The following is a 15,883-nucleotide window of genomic DNA, read 5'->3' on the forward strand; positions in this document are numbered from 1 at the left end:
CCGAGCGGCTCTGATCGGCGGGGAGGCGGAGAGGCGGCGCACGGAGGGAAGCGGGGTCGCACGCACCGGCGCCTTCTCCACCGTCTCCCCCGCGTACGCCGCTGACAATCGTTCACTCCGAGGCGTCACCGGGACTCGTATTCTGGGGTGGCACACGGTCCGGCAGATGTCAGAGAGGCAGCACCTTGGGGCAGAGTCCGACCCCGCGGGTTCCGGCCCCGCAGATCCCGGTGGTCATCCTCGCCGGATTCCTCGGTTCCGGAAAGACCACGCTCCTCAACCACCTGCTGCACCGCTCCGGGGGCAGCCGCATCGGCGCGATCGTCAACGACTTCGGCGCCATCGAGATCGACGCGATGGCGGTGGCCGGCGCACTCGGGGACTCCACCGTCTCGCTCGGCAACGGCTGTCTGTGCTGTGCCGTCGACCCCGGCGAACTCGACGTCTACCTGGCACGGCTCGCCCGGCCGGAGGCCGGCGTCGACGTCATCGTCATCGAAGCCAGCGGCCTCGCCGAACCCCAGGAACTGGTGCGCATGCTGCTCGCCAGCGAACTGCCGGGGATCGTCTACGGCGGTCTGGTCGAGGTGGTCGACGCCGCCGAGTTCGACGGGACGCGGGCCCGGCACCCCGAGATCGACCGGCACCTGGCCCTCGCCGACCTGGTCGTGGTCAACAAGCTCGACCGGGCCCCGGACGGCGGCGAGCGGGTGCTCGACCTGGTCGGCTCGCTCACCGACCGGGCCGCAGTCGTCCCGGCCACCTACGGCCGCGTCGACCCCGAGTTCCTCTTCGACTGCCGGCCGGCCGAGGAGCGCGTGGGGCAGCTGTCCTTCGACGACCTGCACGACCACGCCCGGACCGGCGGCCACGCCGACCATCTGCACAGCGCCTACGACAGCCTGTCGTTCGTCTCCGACGTCCCGCTGGACCCGCGGCGCCTGATGCGGTTCCTGGACAGCCGGCCCGAGGGCCTGTACCGGATCAAGGGGTACGTCGACTTCGGTCCGTACGATCCGCGCAACCGCTACCTCGTGCACGCCGTCGGGCGCTTCCTGCGCTTCTACCCGGAGCCCTGGCCGCCCACCGGTTCCGGTCCCGGTACGGGGACCGGCGCCGAACGGCTGACCCAGCTCGTCCTGATCGGCTCCGGCATCGACGCGCCCGCCCTCACCAAGGAACTCCAGGAGTGCGCGAGCCACGCCCCGCACGCCGACGAGCACGGCATGTGGGGCGTCCTGCGCTACGTACAGGGCCCGGAGGAGCAGGACCCCGACGACGGGGGACAGCCGGACCCGGACCTCGATGACGGGGTGGGCCCGGACCCGGACTCTGTCGTCTAGGCCGGTCCGGCCACCACCGCCACCGTCTTCGGCAGGGACACGCCCGATCCGTCGCGGCGCGGGTCGATCTCCGGCAGCTCGGCCGGTGTGCCGTTCTTCTGCGCGGCCCGGGCCGGCGCGGGACCCGCCCAGGCGAGGGCCAGGCAGTCCTCGCCCTTCAGGAACCGCTGGCAGCGCACGCCGCCCGTGGCCCGGCCCTTGCGCGGGTACTGGTCGAACGGCGTCAGCTTGGCCGTGGTCTGCACGGAGTCGTCCAGCGTCCCGCGCGAGCCCGCCACGGTGAAGACCACCGCGTCCGCCGCCGGGTCGACCGCCGTGAACGAGATGACCTTCGCGCCGTCGGTGAGCTTGACGCCGGCCACGCCGCCCGCCGGACGTCCCTGCGGACGGACCTGCGAGGCCTGGTAGCGCAGCAGTTGGGCGTCGTCGGTGACGAAGACCAGGTCCTCCTCGCCGGTACGCAGCTCGACCGCGCCGACGATGCGGTCGCCCTCCTTGAGGGTGATGACCTCCAGTTCCTCCTTGTTGCCCGGGTAGTCGGGCACCACCCGCTTGACGACGCCCTGCTCCGTGCCGAGCGCGAGGCCCGGCGAGGACTCGTCGAGGGTCGTCAGGCAGACCACCGTCTCGTCGTCCTCCAGGGAGACGAACTCCGCCAGCGGCGCGCCACCCGCCAGGTTGGGCGTGGACATCTCCTCCGGCAGCTGCGGCAGGTCGACCACGTTGATCCGCAGCAGGCGCCCGGCGGACGTCACCACGCCCACCTCGCCGCGGGCCGTGGCGGGCACCGCCGAGACGATCAAATCGTGCTTGACGCGCTTGCCGCCGCCGTCCGACGCGAACGGCTCGCCGTTCGCCGTACGGGCCAGCAGCCCGGTGGAGGAGAGCAGCACCCGGCACGGGTCGTCCGCCACCTGGAGCGGCACGGCGGCCACGGGGGTGGCCGCCGACTCCAGCAGCACGGTCCGGCGGTCGGTGCCGAACTTCTTGGCCACCGCCGCCAGTTCCGCCGAGACCAGCTTGCGCAGCTCCTGGTCGGAGTCGAGGATGCGGGTCAGCTCCTCGATCTCCGCGTTGAGCCGGTCCTTCTCGGCCTCCAGCTCGACGCGGTCGAACTTGGTCAGCCGGCGCAGCGGCGTGTCCAGGATGTACTGGGTCTGCACGTCGCTCAGCCCGAAGCGCTCGATCAGGCGCTCCTTGGCCTGCGCGGAGTTCTCGCTGGAGCGGATGAGGCGGATGACCTCGTCGATGTCGATCAGCGCGGTGAGCAGGCCCTCGACCAGGTGCAGCCGGTCGCGCCGCTTGCCGCGGCGGAACTCGCTGCGCCGCCGTACGACGTCGAAGCGGTGGTCGAGATAGACCTCGAGCAGTTCCTTCAGGCCCAGGGTGAGGGGCTGGCCGTCCACCAGGGCGACGTTGTTGATACCGAAGGACTCCTCCATCGGCGTCAGCTTGTAGAGCTGCTCCAGGACGGCCTCCGGGACGAAGCCGTTCTTGATCTCGATGACCAGGCGCAGCCCGTGTTCGCGGTCGGTGAGGTCCTTGACGTCCGCGATGCCCTGGAGCTTCTTCGCGCCGACCAGGTCCTTGATCTTGGCGATCACCTTCTCCGGACCGACCGCGAACGGCAGCTCGGTGACGACCAGGCCCTTGCGGCGGGCCGTCACCGTCTCCACGGTCACCGTCGCGCGGATCTTGAACGTGCCGCGGCCCGACGCGTACGCGTCCCGGACGCCCGGCAGCCCGACGATCACGCCGCCGGTGGGCAGGTCGGGGCCGGGGACGTGCTTCATCAGGGCTTCGAGGTCGGCGTTCGGGTACCGGATCAGGTGCCGGGCCGCGGCGATGACCTCGCGCAGGTTGTGCGGGGGCATGTTGGTCGCCATGCCGACGGCGATGCCGGAGGCGCCGTTGACCAGCAGGTTGGGGAAGGCGGCGGGCAGCGCCTGCGGTTCCTGTTCCTGGCCGTCGTAGTTGGGGGCGAAGTCGACGGTGTCCTCGTCGATCGACTCCGTCATCAGCCCGGCCGCCTCGGCCATCCGGCACTCGGTGTACCGCATGGCGGCGGGCGGGTCGTCGTTGCCCAGCGAGCCGAAGTTGCCGTGGCCGTCCACCAGGGGGACGCGCATCGAGAACGGCTGGGCCATGCGGACCAGGGCGTCGTAGATCGACGCGTCGCCGTGCGGGTGCAGCTTGCCCATCACCTCGCCGACGACGCGGGCGCACTTCACGTACCCGCGCTCGGGCCTGAGGCCCATCTCGTTCATCTGGTAGACGATGCGGCGGTGCACCGGCTTGAGTCCGTCGCGTGCGTCCGGCAGGGCACGGGAGTAGATGACCGAGTACGCGTACTCAAGGAATGAGCCCTGCATCTCGTCGACGACGTCGATGTCGAGGATCTTCTCCTCGTACGGGTCGTCGGGCGGCGGGGTCTTCGTACTACGGCGGGCCATCGCTGCCGGCTCCTCGCTGAAGCGTGAACGGTGATCTGACGCGGTCCATTGTGGACTGCGGCACTGACAGCGACCGACCAGGACCCGTCGCGGGCGCCCGGCCCGGTGCTGCCCGCAGGGTACGCCCTCGCCTCGGGCGGCCTCACGCGCGCGTGCCCGTGCTCGCCGTCGGCGGCACCCGCCGAGCCGCTTCGCAGCGGCCTCCCGGTCCCCGGCGCGCGTCATCACGAGCACCGGGCCGGTGACCGCCGGGGTGCGCGCCGGGGCGCTCACCCGCCGGCGACCGCTGCCCGTGCCCGTTCGCAACCCCTGCCCCGTATCCGCGTTCGTGCCTGCTTGCGGCCCCTGCCCCGCATCCGCGTTCGTGCCTGCTTGCGGCCCCTGCCCCGCATCCGCGTTCGTGCCTGCTTGCGGCCCCTGCCCTGCAACCGCGCCCGTGCCTGCTCGCGGCCCCTGCCCCGCAACCGCGCCCGTGCCTGCTCGCAGTTCCCGCCCGCCACCCCGCGGGGCTGCTCGCTCTCGGCGTACCGGAGGCGGGAACTTCTCCAGTGGCCCGCGCGCTTGCATACAGTGGCAGGACCGATAGGAATTCCGCAGTTCCGACCACTGATACGGCCGGGACCGAGGATTCCGTCCAAGGTTTCCGCGATCGAAGGGACGTACATGCCCATGGGTCACACGGCCACAGCCGAGGCAGGCTCCGGCGGGCTGACAGCGACCGAGTACCGCTTGGCCAACGGCCTGCGCGTGGTGCTCTCCGAGGACCACCTGACCCCGGTCGCGGCGGTGTGCCTCTGGTACGACGTCGGCTCGCGCCACGAGGTCAAGGGCCGTACCGGTCTGGCTCACCTTTTCGAGCACCTGATGTTCCAGGGCTCCGGGCAGGTCAAGGGCAACGGCCACTTCGAACTGGTGCAGGGCGCCGGCGGCTCCCTCAACGGCACCACCAGTTTCGAGCGCACCAACTACTTCGAGACCATGCCCGCCCACCAGCTGGAGCTCGCCCTCTGGCTGGAGGCCGACCGCATGGGCTCCCTGCTCGCCGCCCTCGACGACGAGTCGATGGAGAACCAGCGGGACGTCGTCAAGAACGAGCGCCGCCAGCGCTACGACAACGTGCCCTACGGCACCGCGTTCGAGAAGCTGACCGCCCTCGCCTACCCGGAGGGCCACCCCTACCACCACACGCCGATCGGCTCCATGGCCGACCTGGACGCGGCCACCCTGGAGGACGCCCGCGCGTTCTTCCGCACCTACTACGCGCCCAACAACGCGGTGCTGTCCGTGGTCGGCGACATCGACCCCGAGCAGACGCTCGCCTGGATCGAGAAGTACTTCGGTTCCATCGCCTCCCACGACGGCAAGCCCGCCCCCCGGGACGGCGAGCTGCCCGAGGTCATGGGCGGGCAGCTGCGCGAGGTCGTCGAGGAGGAGGTCCCGGCCCGCGCCCTGATGGCCGCCTACCGCCTGCCGCACGACGGCACGCGCGCGTGCGACGCCGCAGACCTGGCCCTCACCGTCCTCGGCGGCGGCGAGTCCTCCCGGCTCTACAACCGCCTGGTGCGCCGTGACCGTACGGCCGTCGCGGCCGGCTTCGGCCTGCTGCGCCTGGCCGGTGCCCCCTCGCTCGGCTGGCTGGACGTGAAGACCTCGGGTGACGTCGAGGTGCCGGTCATCGAGGCCGCCATCGACGAGGAGCTGGCCCGGTTCGCCGAGGAGGGCCCCACCGCGGAGGAGATGGAGCGGGCCCAGGCCCAGCTGGAGCGCGAGTGGCTGGACCGGCTCGGCACGGTCGCCGGCCGCGCCGACGAACTGTGCCGCTACGCCGTCCTGTTCGGTGACCCGCAGCTCGCCCTGACCGCCGTACAGCGCGTCCTGGAGGTCACGGCGGAGGAGGTCCAGGAGGTCGCCAAGGCCCGCCTGCGCCCCGACAACCGCGCGGTGCTCGTCTACGAGCCCACCGCCCCCGCGGCCGACGCGGACACCGACGACGCCACCGACGAGAACGAGGAGGCGGCCAAGTGACCGAGCTCGCCACCATGGACTTCCACCCCCGGCCGCAGGCGGGCGAGCCCAAGCCCTGGGCCTTCCCCGCTCCCGAGCGCGGCACGCTCGGCAACGGTCTCACCGTTCTGCGCTGCGACCGCCCCGGCCAGCAGGTCGTCGCCGTCGAGCTGTTCCTGCGGGCGCCCCTGGACGCCGAGCCGGCCGGTCTCGACGGCGTCGCCACCATCATGGCCCGCGCCTTCTCCGAGGGCACCGACAAGCACTCCGCCGAGGAGTTCGCCGCGGAACTGGAGCGCTGCGGGGCCACCCTGGACGCGCACGCCGACCACCCCGGCGTCCGCCTCAGCCTCGAAGTGCCCGCCTCCCGCCTCGCCAAGGCGCTCGGCCTGGTCGCCGACGCCCTGCGGGCACCCGCGTTCGCCGACAGCGAGATCGAACGCCTGGTGCGCAACCGGCTCGACGAGATCCCGCACGAGCTGGCCAACCCCTCGCGCCGGGCCGCCAAGGAGCTCTCCAAGGAGCTGTTCCCGGCGGACTCCCGGATGTCCCGCCCGCGCCAGGGCACCGAGGAGACGGTCGCCGGCATCGACTCCGCGGCCGTACGCGCCTTCTACGAGAAGCACGTCCGTCCCGCCACGGCCACCGCCGTGGTCGTCGGCGACTTCACCGGCGTCGACCTCGGCGCGCTGCTCGACGACACCCTCGGCTCGTGGACGGGCTCGGCCGCCGAGCCGCGGCCCGTGCCCCCGGTGACCGCCGACGACACCGGCCGCGTCGTCATCGTGGACCGCCCCGGCTCCGTCCAGACGCAGCTGCTGATCGGCCGTACCGGCCCGGACCGGCACGACAGCGTCTGGCCCGCCCAGGTGCTCGGCACGTACTGCCTGGGCGGCACCCTCACCTCCCGCCTGGACCGCGTCCTGCGCGAGGAGAAGGGCTACACCTACGGCGTCCGGGCCTTCGGCCAGGTCCTGCGGTCCGCGCCCGACGGCACGGGTGCCGCGATGCTCGCCATCAGCGGCTCCGTCGACACCCCGAACACCGGTCCGGCCCTCGACGACCTGTGGAAGGTGCTGCGCACGCTCGCCGAGGGCGGGCTCACCGACGCCGAACGCGACGTCGCCGTGCAGAACCTGGTGGGCGTGGCGCCGCTGAAGTACGAGACCGCGGCGGCCGTCGCGAGCACGCTGGCCGACCAGGTCGAGCAGTACCTGCCCGACGACTACCAGGCGACGCTGTACCAGCGGCTCGCCGCGACCGGCACGGTCGAGGCCACCGCGGCGGTCGTCAACGCCTTCCCGGTGGACCGTCTGGTGACCGTCCTGGTGGGTGACGCGGCGCAGATCAAGGAGCCCGTCGAGGCCCTGGGCATCGGCGAAGTCACCGTCGTACCGGCCGAGTAGACGGCGAGTAGACGGCGGAGCGGCGCCACGCGCGCGTGAAGGCCCCGGTGACCGGTGTGTCGCCGGGGCCGCCCTTTGCCCGAATTCGACGCATTGGGGCGAAGGTTGCCTGTCTGCCCTGTGGGATGAGCAACAAAAACCCTGCTGCGTTTGAGTCTTGAACGGGCGCCCGCTTAGCGTCTCCCAGGCTGTTCGTCAGGCAGTGCGCCGCACCCGCGGCACCGGACAGTCATCGCCGAGTCCCCGTACGGCGCGAGCCAGGGGAGCCGGGGACCCACCGCAGTCCCTGGGGTGAATCGGACGCCCGCGCGCACCGCGAGGGGGTCCGTAGGAGACCTTCCTGCTCCGAACCCGTCAGCTAACCCGGTAGGCGAGAGGGAAGGAAAGGACCAGCCTCTACATGGCGTTCACGCGCGCCACCGGGAAGCACCGCCGTCCCGGCCGGGTACACCGCACCACCGTCCGCGCGGCGGGTGTCGCGACCCTCACCACCACCGGCGTCCTCGGCACCCTCGCGGCCCCCGCGCTCGCCGCCGAGCCGTCCCCCGAGGACACCGGCCTCACCCCCGTCATCACCCTCGGCGACGCCGTGGCCGAGGAGGTCGACGCCCAGGCCGCCGCCCAGCGGCAGGCCGCCGAGGACGCCGCCGCCCGGGAGAAGGCCGAGCAGGCCGCCCGCGAGCGGGCCGCCGAGGCCGCCGAGCAGGCCCGTGAGGACAAGGAGCGCGCCGCCCGCGAGGCCGAGCGCAAGCGCCTGAACACCTACGTGGCCCCCATCGGCGGCTCGTACGTGTCCACCGCGTACCAGGCCAGCAGCGGCCTGTGGTCCTCCGGGACGCACACCGGCATCGACTTCCACGCCGCCTCCGGCACCACCGTCCACGCGGTCGGCGCCGGCACGGTCGTCGAGGCCGGCTGGGGCGGCGCGTACGGCTACCAGGTCGTGATCAAGATGCACGACGGGACGTACACCCAGTACGGCCACCTGTCGTCCATCGGCGTCTCCGTGGGCCAGACGGTCACCGCGGGCCGGCAGATCGCCCTCTCCGGGGCGACCGGCAACGTCACCGGGCCGCACCTGCACTTCGAGGCCCGCACCAGCGCGGAGTACGGCTCGGACATCGACCCCGTGGCCTACCTCCGCTCCCACGGCGTCACCGTCTGACACCCCGCGACACCGAAAGCCCCGGCTCCCCGAGCCGGGGCTTTCGGCGTTGCGGGTGACCAAAAACAGACCAAAAACAGCCAGGGAAACCGGCTCTCCGTCGGAAAGTGCGGCGCATTGCAATAGAGTCACTGAACACGCGTCAATCGTCGACGTTTCACGGGGATTAAGGCGGAGGTCGGTCATGCGTATTCCGGCGCACTCGGTGTGCACGGCGATCCGGGACGACATCGTCGCCGGTGTCTACGAGCGCGGCAGCCGGCTCACCGAGGAACTCCTCGCCCGCCGCTACGGCGTCTCCCGCGTCCCCGTGCGCGAGGCCCTGCGGACCCTGGAGGCCGAGGGGTTCGTGGTGACGCGGCGGCACGCGGGCGCGTGCGTGGCCGAACCCACCGAACAGGAGGCCGCCGACCTGCTGGAGATGCGGCTGCTCCTGGAGCCGCTCGGCGCGGCCCGGGCCGCGCAGCGGCGCACCGAGGCCCATCTGAAGGTGCTGCGCGGCCTGGTACGGCTGGGCCAGGAGCGGGCCAGGCGGGGCAACAGCGACGATCTGCGCTCGCTGGGCGGCTGGTTCCACGAGACGCTCGCCCAGGCCGCCGGCAGCGCGGCGATGACCTCGACGCTGACCCAGCTGCGGCACCGGATCGCCTGGATGTACGCCGTGGAGGCGCCCGCCAGCCCGGTCGACACCTGGGCGGAGCACGGCGCGATCGTCGACGCGGTGGCCCGGGGCGACGGCGAACGCGCCCGGTCGCTCACCGCGCTGCACACCGAGCGGTCGACGGCCGCGCACCGCCTGCGCTTCGCCCCGGGCGCCGATCGCGCGGAACGTGTGAGGAACTCGCAACGTGCCGTAAACATGCCGAGCCTGCGGCATTAACACGGGCGCCGTATACAAAGAGGAGTTATTCGGCGGGGTCTTTTTCTGCTGCCATTTTATTGTCGTCCCCGTGCTTTTCCTGAGGGGGTGCGGCTGATTTCGGGCGGCCGGATGCGGGTGCCGGCTATTGGGGGCCGGGTGCGGAAAAGCGAAAGCCGTGCCGGCCCCGAAGGGACGGCACGGCTCGCCTTGGTGCGCGCGACGGCTCAGACGGTCTCCGGAAGCTCCTCGAGCCCCTCGGCGACCAGCTTCGCCAGACGGTCCAGCGCGGCGTCCGCGCCCTCGGCGTCCGAGGCGAGGACGATCTCCTCGCCGCCCTGGGCGCCCAGACCCAGGACGGCTAGCATGGAGGCGGCGTTGACGGGGTTGCCGTCGGCCTTGGCGATCGTCACCGGGACGCCGCTGGCCGTGGCGGCCCGGACGAAGATGGAGGCGGGGCGGGCGTGGAGACCCTCGGCCCAGCCGACGTTGACGCGGCGCTCAGCCATGTGTTGCTGCCCTTCAGTTGTGCAGGCTTGTCTAGACCAGTCTTCCATACGGTGTTCCACCGGCCCGTTCCCGCTCGGCCCGCCCCGCACGGCCCCGGGCCGTTGTCGTACCCGAGCCGTACGCTGGGCCCCATGCAGACCGCGTCGGACCGGCACGAGTACCCCGCCCACTGGGAGGCGGACGTGGTGCTGCGCGACGGCGGCACCGCGCGCGTGCGCCCCATCACCGCCGACGACGCGGAGCGTCTGGTCGGCTTCTACGAGCAGGTCTCGGACGAGTCTAAGTACTACCGCTTCTTCGCGCCCTACCCCCGGCTGTCCGCCAAGGACGTCCACCGCTTCACGCACCACGACTTCGTGGACCGCGTGGGGCTCGCGGCCCTGGTGGGCGGCGAGTTCATCGCCACCGTCCGCTACGACCGGATCGGCGCCGACGGCACGCCCGCGCACGGCTCGGCCGACGAGGCGGAGGTCGCCTTCCTCGTCCAGGACGCCCACCAGGGACGCGGCGTGGCCTCCGCGCTGCTGGAGCACATCGCCGCGGTCGCGCGCGAGCGCGGCATCCGACGCTTCGCCGCCGAGGTGCTCCCCGCCAACACCAAGATGATCAAGGTGTTCACGGACGCCGGCTACACCCAGAAGCGCAGCTTCGAGGACGGCGTCGTCCGCCTGGAGTTCGGCCTCGAACCCACCGACCGCTCGCTCGCCGTGCAGTACGCGCGCGAACAGCGCGCCGAGGGCCGTTCCGTACGGCGGCTGCTCACCCCCGGCTCCGTCGCGGTCATCGGCGCCGGCCGCAACCCCGGCGGCGTGGGCCGCGGCATCCTCGGCAACATCAGGGACGCCGGTTTCACCGGCCGGCTGTACGCCGTGAACCGCGCCTTCGAGGAGGAGCGGACGGAACTGGACGGCGTGCCGGCCCACCGCTCGGTGCGGGAGATCGACGGACCCGTGGACCTCGCGGTCGTCGCCGTCCCCGCCGAGCAGGTCCGGGAGGTCGTCACCGAGTGCGGCCGGCACGGCGTGCAGGGACTGGTCGTCGTCTCCGCCGGGTACGCCGAGAGCGGCCCCGAGGGCCGTGAGCGCCAGCGCGCCCTGGTGCGGCACGCGCGCGCGTACGGCATGCGGATCATCGGCCCCAACGCCTTCGGCGTCGTCAACACCTCGCCCGAGGTGCGGCTCAACGCCTCCCTCGCCCCCGAGATGCCGCGCCCCGGCCGGATCGGCCTGTTCGCCCAGTCGGGCGCCATCGGCATCGCCCTGCTCTCCCGGCTGCACCGGCGCGGCGGCGGGGTCACGGGCGTGACCGGCGTCTCGACCTTCGTCTCCTCCGGCAACCGGGCCGACGTCTCCGGCAACGACGTCATGCAGTACTGGTACGACGACCCGGACACCGACGTCGTCCTGATGTACCTGGAGTCCATCGGCAACCCGCGCAAGTTCACCCGCCTCGCGCGGCGCACGGCGGTGGTCAAGCCGCTGGTCGTCGTGCAGGGCGCCCGGCACGGCGGCGCGGCCCCGCAGGGGCACCCGGTACGCGCCACCCGGCTGCCGCACGCGACCGTCTCGGCCCTGCTGCGGCAGGCCGGCGTGATCCGCGTCGACACGATCACCGAGCTGGTCGACGCGGGGCTGCTGCTGGCCCGGCAGCCGCTGCCCGCCGGACCGCGGGTGGCGATCCTGGGCAACTCGGAGTCGCTGGGCCTGCTCACCCACGACGCGTGTCTCTCCGAGGGGCTGCGGCCGCTGCCCCCGCTGGACCTGACGACGGCCGCGTCACCGGCGGACTTCCGGGCGGCGCTCTCCGAGGCGCTCGCCGACGACGCGTGCGACGCCGTGGTGGTGACCGCGATCCCGGCCCTCGGCGAGGGAGCGGCCGGCGACGCCGCCCTGGCCGAGGCCCTGCGTGCGGCCACCGTCGCGTCCCCCGCCAAGCCCGTCCTGGTGGTCCACGTCGAACTGGGCGGCTTGGCGGAGGCCCTGTCGGCGGCCATGAGCACGGCACCGCACACGAACCCGCACGCATCCCCGCACGCGACCCCGCCCGTGACGGGCGACCGCACCCCTGCCCCGGCGGAAACCCCCTCCGTCCCGCCCGAGCAGACCCCCGCCCCCGCCGGGAAACCCACGGACGGCACCCGTCTCATCCCCGCCTACCCCGCCGCCGAGCGCGCGGTCCGGGCCCTCGCCCAGGCCGTCACCTACGCCCGCTGGCGCCGCGACACCGCCGAGCCGGGCAAGGTGCCGGAGTACGAGGACGTCGACGAGAAGGGCGCCGCCGAGCTGATCGAGCGCCTCCTCGCGCGCGGCGAGGGCCTCACCCTCGGCAGCGAGGAGACCTGCGAACTGCTCGGCCGCTACGGCATCCACGTCCACCGCGCCCTGCCCGCTCCCACCCCCGACGCCGCCGTCGCCGCCGCGCGCGCCCTGGGCCGGCCCGTCGTCCTGAAGGCCACCGCCCCCCACCTGCGCCACCGGGCCGACCTGGGCGGCGTACGCCTCGACCTGGCCGACGAGGAGCAGTTGCGGCGCGCGTACGAGGAGCTGACCGGGCTGTTCGGGACCCCGGCCGAGCTGCGGCCCGTGGTGCAGGCCATGGCACCGCGCGGCGTCGACACCGTCGTACGGGCCGTGATCGACCCGGCGGCCGGCGCCGTGCTCTCCTTCGGGCTCGCCGGGGCCGCCACCCAGCTGCTCGGCGACACGGCGCACCGGCTGATCCCGGTCACCGACCGGGACGCGGCATCGCTCATACGTTCGATACGTACCGCTCCGCTCCTCTTCGGCTGGCGCGGCTCCGACCCGGTCGACACCGCCGCCCTGGAGGAACTGCTCCAGCGCGTCTCCCGCCTCGTCGACGACCACCCCGAGGTCGTCGCCGTCACCCTGGAACCGGTGGTCGTCGCCCCGCGCGGCCTCAGCGTCCTCGGCGCCTCCGTGCGCCTGGCACCGCCGCCCGCCCGCGACGACCTGGGCCCGCGCACGCTCCCGGCGTACTGACCACGGCCTGCGGCCCGCGGCCCGCGACCCGTGGCGGTCCCGGAGGCCGCGACCGTCCCGGGCAGTCAGTGGGTCCCCGTAGGATGGACGGCATGGCCAAGACCAGTACGACGACCCAGGGGCTGCGTGCGGCGATCGAGCGCAGCGGCTACTACCCGGCCCTCGTGGCCGAGGCGGTGGAGGCCGCCGTGGGCGGCGAGCCCGTCCGGTCGTACCTGGTCCACCAGGAGACGACGTTCGACCAGAACGAGGTACGGCGGCATGTGACCGTGCTCGTCCTCACCGGCAACCGCTTCATCGTCAGCCACACCGACGAGCAGGCCGCCGACGACACCTCCCCGTCCCCCTACGCCACGACGTCCACGGAGTCCGTCAAGATCGGCCGGATCTCGTCCATCGTCGTCAGCCGGGTGGTCGCCAACCCCGAGCAGTACAAGCCGGGCACCCTGCCCCGCGAGATCGTGCTGACCATCGGCTGGGGCGCCGTCGCCCGCATCGACCTGGAGCCCGCCGCCTGCGGCGACCCCAACTGCGAGGCCGACCACGGCTACACCGGCAGCTCCACCGCCGACGACCTCAGCCTGCGCGTCAGCGAGGCCGGCGACGGCCCGGAGACCGTGCGGCAGGCCCTCGCCTTCGCCCAGGCCCTCTCCGAGGCGACCGCGGACACCGCGCACTGATGTACCAGTCCACCGCCTGGGACATCCACCCCGAACCCCTCCCCGTCGACTCCGCGCCCGTCCCCGAGTACGGCACCGGCTCCCTCGCCGACCTGCTGCCCACGCTCGCCGCCGGCATGGACGTCCCCGGCATGACCGCCGCGATCGAGGAACTGACCCCCGCCGACCGGAACTGCGTCTTCCTGATCGACGGCCTCGGCTGGGAGCAGCTCCGCGCCCACCCCGAGTACGCCCCCTTCCTGACCTCGCTCCTCGGCAGCTCGCGCGGCGGCACAGGACGTCCGATCACCGCCGGCTACCCGGCGACCACCGCGACCTCCCTCGCCTCCGTCGGCACCGGCCTGCCCCCCGGCGCCCACGGCCTGCCCGGTTACACCGTCCGGGACCCGGCCACCGGCGAGCTGATGAACCAGCTCCGCTGGCAGCCCTGGACCGACCCGCACGTCTGGCAGCCCCGGCCCACCGTCTTCCAGCTCGCCCACGCCGCGGGCGTGCACGCCGCGCAGGTCTCCGCCCCCGCCTTCCAGAACACCCCGCTGACCAAGGTCGCGCTCAGCGGTGGCACCTTCCTCGGCCGGGAGTCCGGCGAGGACCGCATGGACCTGGCGGCAGAGCGGCTGGCCGCCGCCGACCGCGCCCTCGTCTACACGTACTACTCGGAGGTCGACGGCGCCGGCCACCGCTTCGGCGTCGACTCCGACACCTGGCGCGGCCGGCTCTCCCACGTCGACCGTCTCGTCCAGCGCCTGGCCGAGCGACTTCCGCCGCGCACCGCCCTCTACGTCACCGCCGACCACGGCATGGTCGACGTGCCCTTCGACGAGGAGCACCGCATCGACTTCGACGCCGACTGGGAGCTGCGGGCCGGCGTCGCCCTGCTCGGCGGCGAGGGCCGCGCCCGGCACGCCTACGCCGTACCGGGCGCCCAGGACGACGTCCTCGCCTGCTGGCGCGAGGTGCTCGGCGAGCAGTTCTGGGTGGCCTCGCGCGACGAGGCGATCGAGGCGGGCTGGTTCGGCCCGCACGTCGAGGAGCGGGTGTACGGCCGCATCGGCGACGTCATCGCCGCCGCCCGGGACGACGTCCTGCTCATCGCCTCCGACCGGGAGCCGAACGAGTCGGCGATGGTCGGCAACCACGGCTCGATGACCCCCGCCGAGCAGTTCGTCCCGCTCCTCGAAGTACGCTCCTGAACCGCGTCGCCGTCCCCCTGTCCCACCTGCCGTTCCACTGCCGAAAGGTGCTCAACCCCTCATGCCCGAGCTGGTCTTCTTCTCCGGAACGATGGACTGCGGGAAGTCGACCCTGGCACTGCAGTTCGCGCACAACCGGTCGGCGCGGGGGCTGCAGGGGCTGATCTTCACCAGGGACGACCGCGCGGGGGAGGGGAAGCTCTCCTCACGGCTCGGTCTGGTGACCGACGCGGTGGAGGCGGTACCGGGGCTGGACCTCTACGCCTATGCCGTCGACCAGGTGTCGCGGGGCGGCAAGGTCGACTACGTGATCGTGGACGAGGCGCAGTTCCTGGAGCCGACGCAGATCGATCAACTGGCCAGGGTCGTGGACGACCTGTCCCTGGACGTCTTCGCCTTCGGTATCACCACCGACTTCCGTACGAAGCTCTTCCCCGGCTCCCGGCGGCTGATCGAACTGGCGGACCGGGTCGAGACCCTCCAGGTGGAGGCGATGTGCTGGTGCGGGGCGCGTGCCACGCACAATGCCCGCACGGTGGGCGGCGAGATGGTGGTGGAAGGCGAGCAGGTCGTCGTCGGTGACGTGAGCGATTCCGCCGCGGAGGTCGGCTACGAGGTGTTGTGCCGGCGTCACCACCGTCGCCGTATGACGAGCCGCTCCGCCCACGCCGGTGTGCTCTCGCCGGACGTCCTGCCGGTGGCCTCCGACTGAGCGCTGCCGGCCGGAGGGGCCGAGGCCCACTGCCCGGAAAGCCGAGCGCGGGGCGGACGGCGGCGGCCGGCCCCGTCGGCGGCCACCGCTGCTGCGCTCGGACGGGGCGGTCTCTCACCGGCCCCGCGCGGCCGCCGGTGCGGCGCAGGACGTCGTACCCTGCGCGGCCCGGCGGATGATGGCGTGGCAGGTGGCCCGGTCCCGGTGGAGGGCCTGAGGGTCGCCGCCGGGCGGGAACCGGCGCACCAGGGCGGCGTCGAGCGAGGGCCACACGCCCTCGGCGGTCCACTGGGTGAACCGCCGGTGGACCGTCTGCCACGACACCTGGAACACCGGCGGCACCTGGCGCCAGGCGCAGCCGGTCACGGCGGCGTACACGATGGCGGCGAGGACGCGCCGGTCGGAGACCCGGGACTGGCCGCCGCCCTGACGTCGTCGGGGCGGCGGCGGGATGACGTCCTGGGCGGCCGCCCACAGGCCGGCGGTGATCAGGTGCTCGGTGATGCTGAAGCGGGATATGTCAGGGGCGGGAGGGAGCGTGCCTGTTTCCACTTCTGTC

12 protein-coding genes and 1 riboswitch are annotated in these 15,883 nt (G+C 73.0%); of the genes, 9 read left to right on the plus strand and 3 right to left on the minus strand.

The window, feature by feature from the left end; translation table 11 throughout:
* The first annotated feature begins 185 nt into the window (after positions 1-185).
* Positions 186-1,343, plus strand: coding sequence for a GTP-binding protein (locus tag J7I94_RS24520; protein WP_215170071.1), 1,158 nt, complete (start codon positions 186-188; stop codon positions 1,341-1,343).
* Here J7I94_RS24520 and J7I94_RS24525 read toward each other — a convergent pair.
* A complete protein-coding gene (locus tag J7I94_RS24525; RefSeq protein WP_215170073.1) occupies positions 1,340-3,796 on the minus strand; it encodes a DNA topoisomerase (ATP-hydrolyzing) subunit A in 2,457 nt (818 codons plus the stop codon). The genes J7I94_RS24520 and J7I94_RS24525 overlap by 4 nt on opposite strands.
* Positions 3,797-4,459: 663 nt before the next feature.
* Here J7I94_RS24525 and J7I94_RS24530 point away from each other — a divergent pair.
* The 4 genes from J7I94_RS24530 (at position 4,460) to J7I94_RS24545 (ending at position 9,251) form a co-directional block, all read left to right on the plus strand.
* Positions 4,460-5,821, plus strand: coding sequence for a pitrilysin family protein (locus J7I94_RS24530; protein WP_215170075.1), 1,362 nt, complete (start codon positions 4,460-4,462; stop codon positions 5,819-5,821).
* On the plus strand, positions 5,818-7,206 hold the full coding sequence (locus tag J7I94_RS24535) for a pitrilysin family protein (RefSeq protein ID WP_215170077.1): 1,389 nt from the start codon (positions 5,818-5,820) through the stop codon (positions 7,204-7,206). The genes J7I94_RS24530 and J7I94_RS24535 overlap by 4 nt, the downstream gene beginning before the upstream one ends.
* 223 nt (positions 7,207-7,429) lie before the next feature.
* A riboswitch (cyclic di-AMP (ydaO/yuaA leader) is annotated at positions 7,430-7,594 on the plus strand.
* A 12-nt stretch (positions 7,595-7,606) separates the two neighbouring features.
* Positions 7,607-8,371, plus strand: a complete 765-nt coding sequence (locus J7I94_RS24540; protein ID WP_215170079.1) for a M23 family metallopeptidase — start codon at positions 7,607-7,609, stop codon at positions 8,369-8,371.
* A 184-nt stretch (positions 8,372-8,555) separates the two neighbouring features.
* On the plus strand, positions 8,556-9,251 hold the full coding sequence (locus J7I94_RS24545) for a GntR family transcriptional regulator (protein ID WP_215170080.1): 696 nt from the start codon (positions 8,556-8,558) through the stop codon (positions 9,249-9,251).
* 206 nt (positions 9,252-9,457) lie between these two features.
* On the opposite strand, the gene J7I94_RS24550 is transcribed toward J7I94_RS24545, so the two are convergent.
* The gene (locus tag J7I94_RS24550) at positions 9,458-9,739 is read right to left on the minus strand and encodes an HPr family phosphocarrier protein (RefSeq protein WP_003981826.1); all 282 of its coding nucleotides are present in this window, start codon (positions 9,737-9,739) and stop codon (positions 9,458-9,460) included.
* A gap of 132 nt (positions 9,740-9,871) precedes the next feature.
* On the opposite strand from J7I94_RS24550, the gene J7I94_RS24555 reads away from it, so the two are divergent.
* From J7I94_RS24555 to J7I94_RS24570, 4 genes are all read left to right on the plus strand, one after another.
* Complete coding sequence (locus tag J7I94_RS24555; protein ID WP_215170082.1) at positions 9,872-12,739, plus strand: bifunctional GNAT family N-acetyltransferase/acetate--CoA ligase family protein; 2,868 nt, start codon at positions 9,872-9,874, stop codon at positions 12,737-12,739.
* 83 nt (positions 12,740-12,822) lie between these two features.
* Positions 12,823-13,419 (plus strand): DUF5998 family protein, encoded by a 597-nt coding sequence (locus tag J7I94_RS24560; protein ID WP_215170084.1) that lies wholly within the window; start codon positions 12,823-12,825, stop codon positions 13,417-13,419.
* Positions 13,419-14,612, plus strand: a complete 1,194-nt coding sequence (locus J7I94_RS24565; protein ID WP_215170086.1) for an alkaline phosphatase family protein — start codon at positions 13,419-13,421, stop codon at positions 14,610-14,612. Before J7I94_RS24560 ends, J7I94_RS24565 begins: the two co-directional genes overlap by 1 nt.
* Positions 14,613-14,673: 61 nt before the next feature.
* On the plus strand, positions 14,674-15,324 hold the full coding sequence (locus tag J7I94_RS24570) for a thymidine kinase (protein ID WP_215170088.1): 651 nt from the start codon (positions 14,674-14,676) through the stop codon (positions 15,322-15,324).
* Positions 15,325-15,438: 114 nt separating this feature from the next.
* Here the strand turns inward: J7I94_RS24570 and J7I94_RS24575 are convergent, their stop codons facing one another.
* Positions 15,439-15,876, minus strand: coding sequence for a transposase (locus J7I94_RS24575; protein ID WP_215170090.1), 438 nt, complete (start codon positions 15,874-15,876; stop codon positions 15,439-15,441).
* Between the last annotated feature and the right edge of the window lie 7 nt (positions 15,877-15,883).

The sequence above is a fragment of the Streptomyces sp. ISL-12 genome, from assembly GCF_018614415.1.
Taxonomy (GTDB): Bacteria; Actinomycetota; Actinomycetes; order Streptomycetales; family Streptomycetaceae; genus Streptomyces.